The sequence below is a fragment of the Rothia sp. HMSC066G07 genome, from assembly GCF_001814485.1.
Classification (GTDB): Bacteria; Actinomycetota; Actinomycetes; order Actinomycetales; family Micrococcaceae; genus Rothia.
Genome location: NZ_KV816922.1, coordinates 53,847 through 68,171, shown reverse-complemented (window position 1 = coordinate 68,171; position 14,325 = coordinate 53,847). Strand labels below are relative to the sequence as shown.

12 protein-coding genes are annotated in these 14,325 nt (G+C 57.3%); 7 read left to right on the top strand and 5 right to left on the bottom strand.

Annotated elements, in window-relative coordinates; all coding sequences use genetic code 11:
- The first annotated feature begins 147 nt into the window (after positions 1-147).
- The 4 genes from rplM to glmM all read left to right on the top strand — a co-directional run bounded on the left by rplM (position 148) and on the right by glmM (position 3,965).
- The gene (rplM, locus tag HMPREF2971_RS01845) at positions 148-591 is read left to right on the top strand and encodes a 50S ribosomal protein L13 (RefSeq protein ID WP_005505035.1); all 444 of its coding nucleotides are present in this window, start codon (positions 148-150) and stop codon (positions 589-591) included.
- 32 nt (positions 592-623) lie between these two features.
- Entirely contained in the window at positions 624-1,115 is a 492-nt protein-coding gene (gene rpsI / locus HMPREF2971_RS01840) for a 30S ribosomal protein S9 (RefSeq protein ID WP_005505036.1), read from the top strand.
- Positions 1,116-1,295: 180 nt separating this feature from the next.
- Complete coding sequence (ppk2, locus tag HMPREF2971_RS01835; RefSeq protein ID WP_049346444.1) at positions 1,296-2,363, top strand: polyphosphate kinase 2; 1,068 nt, start codon at positions 1,296-1,298, stop codon at positions 2,361-2,363.
- Positions 2,364-2,606: 243 nt separating this feature from the next.
- Entirely contained in the window at positions 2,607-3,965 is a 1,359-nt protein-coding gene (glmM, locus tag HMPREF2971_RS01830; protein ID WP_070690919.1) for a phosphoglucosamine mutase, read from the top strand.
- Positions 3,966-4,145: 180 nt separating this feature from the next.
- Here glmM and mscL read toward each other — a convergent pair whose 3' ends face one another.
- The 3 genes from mscL to coaA form a co-directional block, all read right to left on the bottom strand.
- Positions 4,146-4,529, bottom strand: coding sequence for a large conductance mechanosensitive channel protein MscL (gene mscL / locus HMPREF2971_RS01825; RefSeq protein WP_049341785.1), 384 nt, complete (start codon positions 4,527-4,529; stop codon positions 4,146-4,148).
- 292 nt (positions 4,530-4,821) lie between these two features.
- Positions 4,822-5,730, bottom strand: coding sequence for a M15 family metallopeptidase (locus HMPREF2971_RS01820; protein ID WP_049341787.1), 909 nt, complete (start codon positions 5,728-5,730; stop codon positions 4,822-4,824).
- A gap of 162 nt (positions 5,731-5,892) precedes the next feature.
- On the bottom strand, positions 5,893-6,849 hold the full coding sequence (gene coaA, locus HMPREF2971_RS01815) for a type I pantothenate kinase (protein ID WP_049356361.1): 957 nt from the start codon (positions 6,847-6,849) through the stop codon (positions 5,893-5,895).
- 184 nt (positions 6,850-7,033) lie between these two features.
- Between coaA and glmS the strand changes: the two genes are divergently transcribed.
- The 3 genes from glmS (at position 7,034) to HMPREF2971_RS01800 (ending at position 11,311) form a co-directional block, all read left to right on the top strand.
- Positions 7,034-8,917, top strand: a complete 1,884-nt coding sequence (glmS, locus tag HMPREF2971_RS01810) for a glutamine--fructose-6-phosphate transaminase (isomerizing) (protein ID WP_012903071.1) — start codon at positions 7,034-7,036, stop codon at positions 8,915-8,917.
- Positions 8,918-9,195: 278 nt separating this feature from the next.
- A complete protein-coding gene (locus tag HMPREF2971_RS01805) occupies positions 9,196-9,636 on the top strand; it encodes a holo-ACP synthase (protein WP_070690916.1) in 441 nt (146 codons plus the stop codon).
- An 88-nt stretch (positions 9,637-9,724) separates the two neighbouring features.
- Positions 9,725-11,311: a bifunctional ADP-dependent NAD(P)H-hydrate dehydratase/NAD(P)H-hydrate epimerase gene (locus HMPREF2971_RS01800; RefSeq protein ID WP_049341797.1), complete on the top strand. Its 1,587-nt coding sequence runs from the start codon at positions 9,725-9,727 to the stop codon at positions 11,309-11,311.
- Between the two features lie 225 nt (positions 11,312-11,536).
- Here the strand turns inward: HMPREF2971_RS01800 and HMPREF2971_RS01795 are convergent, their stop codons facing one another.
- Both HMPREF2971_RS01795 and HMPREF2971_RS01790 read right to left on the bottom strand, forming a co-directional pair.
- Positions 11,537-13,018, bottom strand: a complete 1,482-nt coding sequence (locus HMPREF2971_RS01795) for a sugar transferase (RefSeq protein ID WP_044150222.1) — start codon at positions 13,016-13,018, stop codon at positions 11,537-11,539.
- Positions 13,019-13,527: 509 nt separating this feature from the next.
- On the bottom strand, positions 13,528-14,310 hold the full coding sequence (locus HMPREF2971_RS01790) for a phosphatase (RefSeq protein WP_049341800.1): 783 nt from the start codon (positions 14,308-14,310) through the stop codon (positions 13,528-13,530).
- Positions 14,311-14,325 lie beyond the last annotated feature (15 nt).

Below are 14,325 nucleotides of genomic sequence, written 5' to 3'. Positions count from 1 at the left end.
TCTAGTTGCAGGACGTTAAGGCGGTATAGAGTACGGGCAGAACGGGCGGCAGCTCGGTCCTCACCCGGGTGTTCGTCATGCACGTAAGTAAAAGGCGCGATACCCAACTAAGCGCCGTATGTACATTTCGAGACAAAGGCCAATATTTTGCGCACTTATACTCCCAAGCCCGGCGAAGTCGAGCGCCAGTGGCACGTCATTGACGCCACCGACGTTGTTCTCGGCCGCCTCGCAAGCCAGACCGCTATCCTGCTGCGCGGTAAGCACAAGCCGACTTTTGCTCCCCACGTTGACACCGGTGACTTCGTTATCATCGTGAACGCTGAGAAGGTCGCCCTGACCGGTGCAAAGCTCGAGCAGAAGCGTGCATACCGCCACTCGGGTTACCCCGGCGGTCTGAAGTCCGTGAACTACGCAGAGCTGCTTGAGACCAACCCCGTTCGCGCGGTTGAGAAGGCTGTTAAGGGCATGCTGCCCAAGAACAAGCTTGCTGCACAGCAGCTCAAGAAGCTGAAGGTCTACGCTGGCCCCGAGCACCCGCACGCGGCACAGCAGCCCAAGACCTACGAATTCAACCAGGTCGCCCAGTAATTCGGGCCTACGAAGAAACAATAGGAGAAATCGTGGCTCAGAACGAAGAGCAGATCGTAGTCGAGGAAGAGCTGACCAGCTACACCTCGGAGTCCGCTGCCCCCGCAGCGGCTAAGGCAGCACGTCCGGCACTGACCGTTGCAGGCGCAGCAGTTGGTCGCCGCAAGGAAGCAGTGGCACGCGTTCGCGTTGTGCCCGGTTCCGGTAACTGGACCATCAACGGTCGTAGCCTGGAAGACTACTTCCCCAACAAGCTGCACCAGCAGGACGTCAACCAGCCCTTCAAGCTCCTGGAGCTCGAGGGTGCATACGACGTCATCGCACGCATCAACGGTGGTGGCCCCTCCGGTCAGGCAGGTGCTCTGCGCCTGGGTATCGCTCGTGCACTGAACGAGATTGACCGCGAGAACAACCGCCCCGCACTGAAGAAGGCTGGTTACCTGACCCGTGACGCACGCGTCATCGAGCGTAAGAAGGCTGGTCTTAAGAAGGCACGCAAGGCTTCGCAGTTCTCCAAGCGTTAATCGCTGGTTTTCACGAAGCGTTACGCCCCGCTTCTCCTTCGGGAGAGTCGGGGCGTTTTGCGTATCTACTCACCGTGAGCGTTACAAGGTTATAGGGTGCATATAACTGTTACGTTTGTTCATCGAAGAGCACACCGGTAGAGTTAAAGAGTCAAAGCAGACAGGAAGAAAAGAGTACTCATGGCAGAGCAGAATCCCTCCACCCAGCCCGAAGAGAAGGCAGTGGAGGCTCCTCAGACTGAAGCCCACCAGCACGCCGCTGGAGGCGCACACGCACACACCGGTTCTGAGAAGAAACAAGCCATCAAGGAAGCCCTGAAGCCCCAGGCACGCCGTACCTCCGTCGTTGAAGACTACTCGGCAGAGCTGGACGAAATGGCTTCCCTCACCCGCGCCCTCGGCAAGGACAAGAAGGACGACGAAACCTCGCAGGCATGGAAGAAGGGTTACCCCTACGACACCAAGCTCAGCCGTAAGGCATACGAGAAGGAAAAGCGCGCCCTGCAGATTGAGCTGCTGAAGCTGCAGCTCTGGGCTAAGTCCACCGGTCAGAAGATTCTCATCATCTTCGAAGGCCGTGACGCAGCAGGTAAGGGCGGCTCCATCAAGCGCTTCACCGAGCACCTGAACCCCCGTGGCGCTCGCGTTGTGGCACTGGAGAAGCCGACCGACATCGAGCAGACCCAGTGGTACTTCCAGCGCTACATCAAGCACCTGCCCTCCGGCGGCGAAATCGTCCTGATGGACCGCTCCTGGTACAACCGTGCCGGCGTTGAGCGCGTTATGGGCTACTGCACCCAGGCACAGTACTTCGAGTTCATGCGCGAAGTTCCGGACCTGGAGCGCATGCTGGTGAACTCCGGTATCCATATCATCAAGTTCTGGTTCTCCGTCACCCGCGAAGAGCAGCTCGCACGCTTCACCTCCCGCCGTACCGACCCGGTCCGCCAGTGGAAGCTTTCCCCCACCGACCTGGCATCTCTGGACAAGTGGGACGACTACACCGCGGCAAAGGAAGCAATGTTCTTCTACACCCACACCGGTGACGCCCCCTGGACCGTTATCAAGTCCAACGACAAGAAGCGCGCACGTCTGGAAGCAATGCGTTACGTGCTCTCCCAGTTCGACTACCCCTCCAAGGACGAGGCAGTCGTGGGCGAGCTCGACTCGCTGATCGTTCGCTCCGCATCACACGTCTTCGAGGACGAGTCCGGTGACTCCCCCGACGGCTTCCCCGTCGTCAAGTAAGCGTGGATAAATAGGGGAGAATAAAAACTCAACCCTACGGCGATAGAGCCGCCAAATAGCTTGCATTATGAAGGTGCCTGTCTCTCTTTTCCCAACCCCGGGAACGGAGAGCAGGCACCTTTGCGCGTCTGCAGAAATATTAGCTATGAAGCAGATATGTAGCCGCTGAAAATCACTTTCTGATTATGAAGAATTTACGGTGTATGCGCCTAAGCAGAGTTACGCACAACGTAAAATAAAAGGGTGACTGAACGACTTTTTGGAACCGACGGCGTACGCGGTCTGGCAAACGATGTAATTACTCCCGCCCTGGCTATGGAGCTCGCGCAGGCGGCTTCTATTGTTCTGGGCTTTGACACGGTAGAAGAGGGCGTACGCCCCCGTGCCGTGATTGCAAATGACTCCCGATCCTCTGCAGACTTTATTGTCTCTGCGATGAAGGCTGGCTTCGCTAGCGCAGGTGTTGACGTGCTGGATGCCGGCATTGTCCCCACCCCCGCAGCAGCTTACCTGGTGGCACACACCGGTGCTGACTTTGGCGTGATGATTTCTGCATCGCACAACCCCGCAGCGGACAACGGTATTAAGTTCCTGGCTCGTGGCGGCCAGAAGCTGGAAGACTCCGTTGAGGACGCTATTGAGCGCGTTTACCGCGAGAAGTCCTTCAGCTACCCGACCGGTGGTGCTGTGGGTACCGTCAAGCCCCTGGAGAACGGTACCGAGGCTTACGTGAAGCACCTGGTCTCCACCCTGCCCGAAGGCAAGCCCCTCGACGGCATGAAGATTGTTCTGGACTGCGCAAACGGTGCAGCCTACGCGGCGTCCCCGGCAACCTTCGAGGCACTGGGTGCAGAGGTCATCGCACTGGCTGTAGAGCCCAACGGCACCAACATCAACGACGGTGTGGGCTCCACCCACCCCGAGAAGCTGCAGGCGGCTGTCGTTGAGCACGGCGCGGACCTCGGCATCGCCCACGACGGCGACTCCGACCGTTGCCAGGCAGTTGACGAAAAGGGCAACCTGGTAGACGGCGACCAGATCATGGCTATCCTGGCTGTTGCCGCTAAGCGCGAAGGTAAGCTCGCAAAGGACACTCTCGTCGCAACCGTGATGAGCAGCCTGGGTCTGGAACTGTACCTGCGCGAGCACGGTATTACCCTGGGCCGTACTGCTGTGGGCGACCGTTACGTCCTCGAGTCCATGCGCGAGCACGGCTACAACCTTGGCGGCGAGCAGTCCGGCCACGTTATCATGAGCGACTACGCAACCACCGGTGACGGCGTTCTGACCGGCATCCAGCTGGCTGCAGAGGTGGCTCGTAGCGGTCAGACCCTCTCGGAGCTGGCATCCCGTATGCAGCCCACCCCGCAGCGCCTGATTAACGTCAAGGGCGTTGACCGTGCGGCTGTGAAGACCAATGAGGCGCTCGCTACCGCTGTGAGCGAGGCTGAAGGTGTACTGGGTGAGAGCGGCCGCGTGCTGCTGCGTGCATCCGGCACCGAGCCTCTGGTTCGCGTCATGGTTGAAGCTGCAACCCAGGAGCAGGCTGATGAGGTTGCTCAGCAGCTGGCTGACGTTGTAGCTAAGGAACTGGCACTCTAAACGTATTCTTCCGGTGCGAAGACCGCAGTGGAGGATAGAGAAGGGCTGGGAAGGTGTTACCTTCCCAGCCCTTCTTCGTTATCTTGGGCGGGGGAGGGGGGGGGGGACGAGGATACGGAAAACCCCCGTATCCACAGGGGATACGGGGGTCTAAAAAATTAGTGGTAGAGAGCAGAGAAATTACTTCTTTGCCAGAGCGTCGCGGATCTCCTTCAGGAGGTCAAGCTCGGTCTCTTCCTCTTCTTCAGCAGCCTCGTCTTCAGCCTTCTTCTTAGCCAGTGCGAGTTCAGTCAGCTTCTGAGTGGGCACAACAACTGCGAAGTAGACAGCAGCTGCAATCAGGATGAAGTTGACAATAGCGGTTAGGAACACGCCAACCTTGATCTGGCCGAAGACCAGGAACTCGTCGAAGTTGGGGGAGCCAACCAGCATGGAGATAGCCGGCATCAGGACGGCCTGGACAAGCGAGGTCACCACAGCGGTGAAGGCGGTACCCATAATCAGACCAACTGCGAGGTCGATGACGTTACCGCGGATCAGAAAATCTTTAAAACCCTTAAGCATGAGATATAGAATAGCGCCTTTTCACCTCAGAAAATGCCATATTCTGAGAAAATTTTCATTGTAAAGCATGTGTTTTTCTTCACAGTGGTCCTATGGCGCCCGATACTTAAAGTCTAGCTCACATGAACCTGAGCAAAAATCTCTAAAACCTGCGAAAAACCGCGGATTTACGGGGTGTGTATGCGAAAAAATATGCATCTACTGTGCCTATTTATCTCCGGTACGGAAGCTTGAAAGACGATACACATCACCACTTGGCGCACCGACCAAAGCCGAAAGATTAGCCTCGACCCTAGCTCGCACTTGCATAATCGGGTGCCGCACCCGTACCGATAAACTCCTCAAAAGTCTTCGCACCCGAAGACACATACTCCTGGGCAATCTGCACACCCACATAGCGGTAATGCCACGGCTCAAAACGATAACCGGTCACCGATTGACGACCATCAGGGAAGCGCAAAATATATCCGTAACGCGGAGCGTTCTTCGCCAACCACTGACCAGCCAGCGTATCGCGATAACACTCCTCCAAACGGCAACCCTCAGGAGAAGCAAAATCAATCGCCAAGCCCGTCTGATGCTCCGAATAGCCGGGACGAGCCGATAACTGGTCCGCCACCTGTTGACCGTTCACCGAAACCCAATACTGATAGGTCTGCTGCTGCACCGCATACGAACGATACGCGCTAGAAACAAGCAGAGTCACGCCATCAGTAGCAGCCGCATCAATCATCGTATCCGCTGCCTTAGCCGCCTCAGCGCGCAATTGATGACCGTAGAACTCCACCAGGTCATTCGGCTCCCAATCCTGCTGCGCAAAGGGACGCATCTTATTCACGAGGCAACGCAAAGAATCCGGCTGAGACTCAACACTCGGCTGAGCAAGCGCCAACGGGGAAGAAGACACGCTCGCAGAAGCCGAAGCACTTGCAGAAGCACTGGTAGCAGAAGCAACAGGGGAGGGCGCGGCAGAAGATGCCGACGCAGCGGAAGAGGCGCTAGAAGAAGCCGCCGAAGCCGCCGCAGACTCAGAAGCACTCGCAGCAGAAGATGAAGAAGACGCACCCTGACCCTGCGAGCCACAAGCCGCCAACAAGGCGGTACCGCCAACCCCCAAAGCGGCACCCAAGAGAGTGCGGCGGTTCAGCGCAGAACTATTAAGAGACTCCTGAGCGGTAGACGTACGGTGCAGAGACTTCACAATAACTCCTCATCATGGCGTAGATGCAAACAAAAAGCGCCAGAAGCCTAAACCCACCCCGCGAGGGAGTGGAGCCTCCGGCGCCTTCTACTAGAATGCACCACAAACGCGCTACACAGGCAACTAAAAGCCGCACACGAACGATAAAAACCTAAAGAACCTCTAGTTCTTACGCAGAAGAACCTGCTCCACGGTATGCTCGGCGCCCTTCTGCAGAATCAAATGCGCACGAGCACGAGTAGGCAAAACATTCTGCAACAGATTCGGCTCATTCACGCTCTTCCAAATGCCGGTCGCAACCTCAACCGCCTGCTCATCGCTCAGCTCCGCATAACGCTTGAAATACGACTCCGGATTCGCAAAAGCCGAAGAACGCAGAGTCAAGAAACGATTCACATACCAGCGCTCAATATCTTCAGTGCGGGCATCCACATAAATAGAGAAATCAAAGAAATCACTCAGCGTCAGATCAGAAGTCTCCGGCCCCTCAGCCTGAGAAGGCGCCAAAACATTCAAACCCTCAAGAATCAGCACATCCGGTGCCGTGACCTCAATATGCTCATCCGGCATGATGTCGTAATACAGGTGCGAATACTTCGGCGCCACCACACGCTCAGCACCGGACTTCACCTGCGACACAAAATTCAACAGAGCACGGCGATCATAAGACTCCGGGAAACCCTTACGGTGCATAATGCCGCGACGCTGAAGCTCCGCGTTCGGGTACAAGAAACCATCCGTCGTCACTAGCTGAACATTAGGAGTAGACGGCCAGCGACTCAAAAGAGCCTGCAAAATACGCGCCGTGGTCGACTTACCCACAGCAACAGAGCCCGCCACACCAATAATGAACGGGACACGCCGCTGAGACACATGTAGAAAATCATTCGTCATATGGTTCAGTGAAGAAGCAGCAGTCACATACAGATTCAGAAGACGAGAAACCGGCAGATAAATACGCTGCACCTCTTCAAGGTCGACAGTTTCACCCAGGCCTCGAAGAGACTCAATTTCCTCAGCGCTGAGGGGAACAGCAATCTCATCGGCTAGGTGCGACCAACGGGAACGGTCTAGATGCATGAAGCGGTCATCGCTAGAAAAATACGGTGCGGTGCTCATTTATCTAAGTGTACGAACTTTCAGCCCGCGGGGAAAATACCCGCCCTCACGGTTTGTTTGAAGAAATAAATTTATGAGAAGAAAAGGACAAAACCCAATAAAGCTAGGAAAGCCACAATAAACGTGACGTATAACGGTATTTCACCGTGCGCATATCTGGATACTTGTGGGATAAACTTATAGCATGTGTGGAATCGTAGGATATGTAGGTCTGGACACTGCTCCGGACGGTAACAAGTTTGATCACAACGCATACGATGTGGTCCTCGAAGGTCTGCGCCGCCAGGAATACCGCGGCTATGACTCTGCTGGCGTGGCAGTTGTAAGCCCCGACGGCATCGTATTCCGTAAGAAGGCAGGCAAGCTCCTGAACCTTGAGAACGAGGTTAAGGAACACCCCCTGCCGGACTCCCAGATTGGTATCGGTCACACCCGTTGGGCTACCCACGGTGGACCCACTGACAACAACGCTCACCCCCACGTTGTCGACAACGGCCGCCTCGCCGTCGTTCACAACGGTATTATCGAAAACTTCGCCGAACTGCGTGCCGAACTGCTCGCCGAAGGCGTAGAGTTCGCATCTCAGACCGACACCGAGGTAGCTGCAGCGACCATTGCAAGCATCTACAACAAGCTCGGTACCGGTGACCTCACCGAGGCAGTACGCGTCGCATCCAACCGCCTCGAAGGTGCATTTACCATCCTGGCTATCCACGCCGACCACCCGGACCGCGTTGTGGCAACCCGCCGCAACTCCCCGCTGGTCATCGGCCTGGGCGAGAACGAGAACTTCCTCGGCTCTGACGTCTCCGCGTTCATTGACTACACCAAGGAAGCCGTCGAAATGGGTCAGGACCAGATCGTGACCATCACCGGCAGCGACTACTCCATCATCGACTTCGAAGGCAACCCCGCAGAGGGCAAGCCCTTCCACATCGAATGGGACGCCGCAGCAGCTGAAAAGGGCGGCTTCAACTCCTTCATGGAGAAGGAAATCCACGAGCAGCCCACCGCAGTTGAGCAGACCCTCATGGGCCGCCTCGACGAAAACGGCAACCTCACCCTCGACGAACTGAACATTGACGACTCGGTGCTGCGCACCATCGACAAGATCATCGTCGTCGCATGTGGTACCGCAGCATACGCAGGCCAGGTGGCACGCTACGCCATCGAGCACTGGTGCCGCATCCCCACCGAGGTTGAGCTCGCACATGAGTTCCGCTACCGCGACCCCATCGTGAACGAGAAGACCCTCATCGTGGCACTCTCGCAGTCCGGCGAAACCATGGACACCCTGATGGCAGTGCGCCACGCACGCGAACAGGGTGCAAAGGTTATCTCCATCTGCAACACCCACGGCTCGACCCTGCCCCGCGAATCCGACGCTGCGCTGTACACCCACGCAGGCCCCGAAATCGCAGTGGCATCCACCAAGGCATTCCTGGCACAGATCACCGCAGCATACCTGCTTGGCCTGTACCTGGCACAGCTGCGCGGCAACAAGTACAAGGACGAAATTGCTTCGATCCTTGCCGAGCTGCAGAACATGCCCGCAAAGATCCAGAAGGTCCTCGACAACGACACCCAGGTCAAGGAACTGGGCGTCGAAATGAAGGATGCCTCCTCCGTGATCTTCCTTGGCCGCCACGTGGGCTTCCCCGTCGCAATGGAAGGCGCACTCAAGCTCAAGGAAATCACCTACATCCACGCTGAAGGCTTCGCAGCAGGCGAGCTCAAGCACGGCCCCATCGCACTGATCGATGAAGGCCAGCCGGTCATCGTAGTGGTTCCCTCCGCAAACGGTCGCGACTCCCTGCACGGCAAGGTCGTCTCCAACATCCAGGAAGTGCGCGCTCGCGGCGCCTTCACCATCGTCATCGCCGAGGAAGGCGACGAGGCCGTCAAGCCCTACGCAGACCGCCTCATCACCGTCCCGGCATGCCCCTCGCTGCTGCAGCCCCTGCTGGCAACTGTGCCCCTGCAGATCTTCGCATGCGCACTGGCAGAAGCTAAGGGCCTGGACGTTGACCAGCCGCGTAACCTCGCAAAGTCCGTGACCGTGGAGTAATTCTCTAGGGTAATCCTCTGGAGTAATCCTCGGAAATCGCCTCGGCGATAACGACAAGGGCGGTGGTTGAGTTCTCTAAGAACTCAACCACCGCCCTTGTCGTTTACTCAGGCGGTTATTCGTGGATGATCCAACAAAAATAGACGCTGTGAAACAGATATCAACTATGCGTCATATTTGCCGCTATCCCATCTAAAAGAAACGAATCTCGCTAGACTTAAAACAAGAGAAACCGCAAACAGGACGCGGCACCACCCCTAGCCCAGAAGGTGAAGCTCATGATCATGGGAATCGGCGTAGATACCGTCAACATCGAACGATTCGAACGAATCGTCACCGAAACACCAGCCTTCGTCCGCCGCGTCTTCACCCCCAACGAACGTACCCGGAATGTACGCTCCCAAGCCGTACGATTTGCCGCCAAAGAAGCCGTCGCAAAAGTACTCGGAGCACCCGCCGGACTCAACTGGCAAGACTGCGAAGTCGCCACCGCCGAAAGCGGCCAACCCTACCTCATCATTCAGGGCACCATCGCCCGCCGTGCTAAAGAACTCGGCATCAACCGCATCCACCTCTCGCTGACCCACGATGAACCCATCGCCATCGCCATCGCAACCGCCGAATACCTCAGCGATGCAGAACTGGCGCACCTGCAAAAGTTCAACCCCGAAAGCTACCGACTCAGCGTCATCACCGGCGACGACACCGACGAAAACTAACGCCACCGACGATTAAACGCAGAGCCACATCAACACCACCCCCGGTGACCCCCCTAAGGCCCGCACGGTGCCACCCAAGGAGACAGCAATGAAGCTCATCTACACTGCTTCCCAGGTACGCGAAGCAGAAAAGCCCTACATTGAAGCCGCCGACTACGACGGCTACCTCATGCAACGCGCCGCAGACGCCGTTGCAGCCGAAGCGCAGGAGCTGCTCCACGGCAAAGACAAAGCAAAAATCCTGCTGCTCATCGGCCCGGGCAACAATGGTGCAGACACCATCTACGCCGGCGCCCGCCTCAGCGCCAAGGGGCACAGCGTTGATGCAGTCATCTTCGACTCCAGCGAAAAGAACCTCGAACTCATCGCCCGCGAAGGCGGCGAAGGCACCCGCGTGCTTGACCCCGAACACGCCCTCGAACAGCTTGCCGGCTACGACCTGACCATCGACGGCATCCTGGGTACCGGCTCCAGCGGTGCCGTACGCGGTAGCGCCGGTGAATACCTGGGCGTACTCCGCGCCGCGCAGCTCGACGGTAAGCTCGGCGCAGTCCTCGCCGTCGACACCCCCTCCGGAGTCGACAACAACCGCGGAACCGTGCATGAACCCTCCCTGCGCGCCGACCGCACCGTCACCTTCATCGGTCACAAGCTGCCGGCAGGCACCAGCCACAGCGTCCACTCCGGAGACATCAAACTCTACGACCTGGGCGTGCCCGAAGCCCTCGACGCCCACAAGCCCGCCCTGCGTGTTCTCGACCGCGAAGACTACCGCGAACTCATCGAAATCCCCGACGAGCACTCCCACAAGTACACTCGCGGCGTACTCGGCATGCTCACTGGAAGCCTCGAATACCCCGGCGCAGCCCTCATGAGTGTGCGTGCTGCCCTCAACACCGGCGTTGGTATGGTTCGCTTCGGTGCCAACTCCCACGAGCTCCGCCAGCTCATGATCGCCCACAACCCCGAAACCGTCTACTTCAGCGGCGCACCCGCCCTGCAGAGGGTCACCGTCTGGGCCGGCGGCTCCGGCTCCAGCTACGACTCGCTGGACAAGAACCGCTACCTGCTCCACTCGCCCGAACCCGCAATCCTCGACGCTGGTGCCTGCGACCTGGCGGCAGAATACATGGCAACCGGTAAGCACCTCGGATCCCACAAGATTCTCACCCCGCACGCGGCAGAACTCGAACGATTCCTGCGGGTCGTACACGAGCTCGCCCCCGAAACCTGGAAGAAGCACCTGGGCGAAGCCATCGTACCCAGCCGCAAGGACATTGACGCAGAGCCCTTCCGCTGGGTGCGTGCCGCCTCCGAACTCTCCGGCGCGACCGTCATGCTCAAGGGCGGTTACACGCTCATTGCGGCACCCAACGGCGCCACCTACAGCGTTGCCGGAGGAAGCCCCTGGCTCGCCACCGCAGGCAGCGGAGACACCCTCACCGGCATCTACGGCGCCCTGCTCGCCCAGACCGTAGCCGCCTTCGAAGCCCGCGGAGAAACCCTGGAAGACTGCACCTACGCCTCCATCGGTGCGCTCGCAGTCTACCTGCACGGTGAAGCCGCACGCGCCAGCGCCACCGGAAGCGTCAAGGACGCACTGCTGGGCCCCGCCCCGGCAACCCGCGTCGCGGAGATGCTCCCCGAAGTCATTGCGCGACTCATCGCCGAATAGGGCAGAGGCGCCCAGTACGCCGCCTCCAGCCTAACGCCCTCCAGAGATTCTAGAGCGTCTCTCAATGAACCAGGCAGAAGGCACAAAGGAAGGGGCGTGAATCCACCGGAAATGGATTCACGCCCCTTCTGTGCGTTTATATCAATGGATGATGCCAAGCTGCCTGTGCCGGAACAGCATCTTCAAAAACGGCATACATACCAGCGAGAGACCCCCCAACTCTTCTTAGTACGCGCCTTCCTTAGCGAAAACCGCACGGACAGTACGCAGAAGAATAATGAGGTCACCGGTAAGCGACCAGTTCTCAACATAGTAGAGATCCAGACGAACCGACTCTTCCCAAGAAAGGTCACTACGGCCAGAAACCTGCCACAGACCGGTAATACCGGGCTTCACCAGCAGACGGCGGTACGCAATGTCCTCGTACTGCTCAACTTCCTCAACCAGCGGAGGACGCGGACCCACCAGCGACATATCGCCAATGAACACGTTCCACAGCTGAGGCAACTCATCAATCGAGTACTTACGGATGAACTTGCCGATGGGGGTAATACGCGGGTCGTCCTTCATCTTGAAGAGCACACCATTACCCTCGTTCTGCTCCAGGAGGCGCTTCTTAACCTCTTCGGCGTCAGTACGCATCGAACGGAACTTCACCATCTTGAACATTTCACCGTTCAGACCCACACGGTTCTGCAGGAAGAAGACCGGACCGCCATCACGCTTGACCAGCAGCGCCACCACCAGGAACAGCGGAGACAGCAGAATCAAACCCAGACCCGAAGACACAACATCCACAGCGCGCTTGAAGAACGCCGACAGACCGGTAATACGCGGCGTCGACACGTGCACCAGCGGCAGACCATTCAGCGGCTGCATGTGCATACGCGGACCAGCAATATCGGTCGTCGCAGGAGCCATAATCAGCGAAATATGCGCGTCAGCAAGCTTCCAACCCAGCAGACGAACCTGATCCGGGCTCAAGTGGTGACCATTCGTAACCGCGACCATGTGAATATCGTTCTCGCGGATGGCCTCCATAATGTCAGCCGGAGAAGTGCTGTAACCAAGGACCGGAATCGGAGCGCCAGCAACAGTAGTACCCGGGGTGAAACCGGGCAGGTAGAACGCAGCGGGGGACAGGCCGGAAGCAACCACATCCTTCAGGTTCTTGTACAGGTGCTGACCAGTCGTCACATCAGAAATAATCATGACGCGAGTCAACGCACGACCGCGAGTACGCGAACGCACCAGACCCTGACGAATCAGCCAACGCTCAACGAGCAGAAGGAACAGACCCAGCGGGTAAGCAATCAGCAGGTACATACGGGTGACGTCAACCTTAAGGAAGAACGCCACAATAATCAGCAGGCAGAAAAAGTAAGTAGTACCGCGAGTAATGAGGCGGTACTCCTCAGTGCCGAACCCCATGATGCGCAGGCTGCGGGAGCCGTTCACCTGGAGGATAAACCACCAGCCGACAACCATACCAACGCCCAGGAAAATGTAATCAATAGCGGGAATGCGGCCGTCCAAGGCGTTAATAGGCCAAACGTTCACATAGGGCAGGTCAGCATTCTCCCACCCGAAACGAATCAGATGCGCAGCGACAACCGCAATAGCAATGGCGAGAAAATCGCCAAAGTAAAGGGCACGCTGAACCTTGGGATGCCAGCTTCGCTTGACGACGAAGTCTGAACCCCACATTTTTTTAAGACGATCTTGTACTTTCAACGGTGTAATCTTCCCCGGAAATTTGTCCTGTGTCGTGGACTGAGAGCGGCGAATAGGCACATTTACCCCTAATTATCGGTGAATAGGGAATCGTGTCCTAGTCTTTGTCCTGATGAATGAGTGAACCCTTAATCTTACTGAGTGAAAATAATGGCAGAGACTACGGCAAAGGCGCTGGTAAGACGCCTAGTGGAGCGTTATATGAGCCCACAGAGCGCATAAACGTGTTCCGTAAACTATTCTACGGGGTCGGGGGTCTTCCGTCTCGAAGAATGAAGAGGCAAAGTCGCTCCGGTGTGATGAAATCAATCACAGAAAAAGAAGAGAATAAGAGCCTCCGGGAAGAATGCCTAGTGGAGCTAAGAAACTCCCAAAACTACCGGTATGTTTCACGCACCTGCAGAAAAACAATAACCGGCATATAAAAAGACAAACCCCGGAGGCTCAATAACAAACCCTACGCACACGGCGTAAAAGGGACATTAAGGACGCTCAAGCCCCGCACGATCCAAAATGAAATCAATCATCGGCTCATAACGGCGCGGCGGAACGTTATCGTCCATCGGCACGCACACCGGCAAATCTCCCTGCTCAGCCGCAACAAACAGACCCGGATCATTACAATCCGCAATGCCAATCGTCAGCAGCTTACGAGTAGACGCCGCATAACCACCCATACCGTGATCCGAAACCACCAGGTCCGGGGTCACGCCACGCGCCTCCAGCTGATCCAAAGCGATGCGCATCGGGCCGGGGAAATGCGTATGCTGCAGGTTGCCGTACTGCTCAAACATCACGACATCCATAATCTGGCGGACGTCGCCGTCCAGGAAACGCTCGCCCTCCTCAATCTGAAGAACCTCAGCACCAGCAGCCTTCGCCGCCGCAGCCATCACCGCGTACATGGGGAACAGACCCGCCGGGTGACCGGTCGCAAACAGAATACGAGAACCCGCACGCACCGCCTCGCCAAAGATACGGGCGTACTCCTCCAGCGCGCTGATGCACTGCTCGGCACCAATAGTGTCCTGACCGTGAGTATGCGAACGGTCCGGGTTCAGACCCGCGCGGCGGACCATCACCTCAAACACCGAATCGTAATCCCACTCGCGGGTCCACTGCACACCAAACTCAAGGTGCTCATTACCATCCAGGAAACCCTGAATATGGTCCAGGTTATTCTCTCGGGCGGTCGCTACCTCACCGGTAATACGCACCGAATCCAGGTACGCGGCGAACTCATCGCGGCTCATGGAGAAAGACATTAAAACTCCTCACAA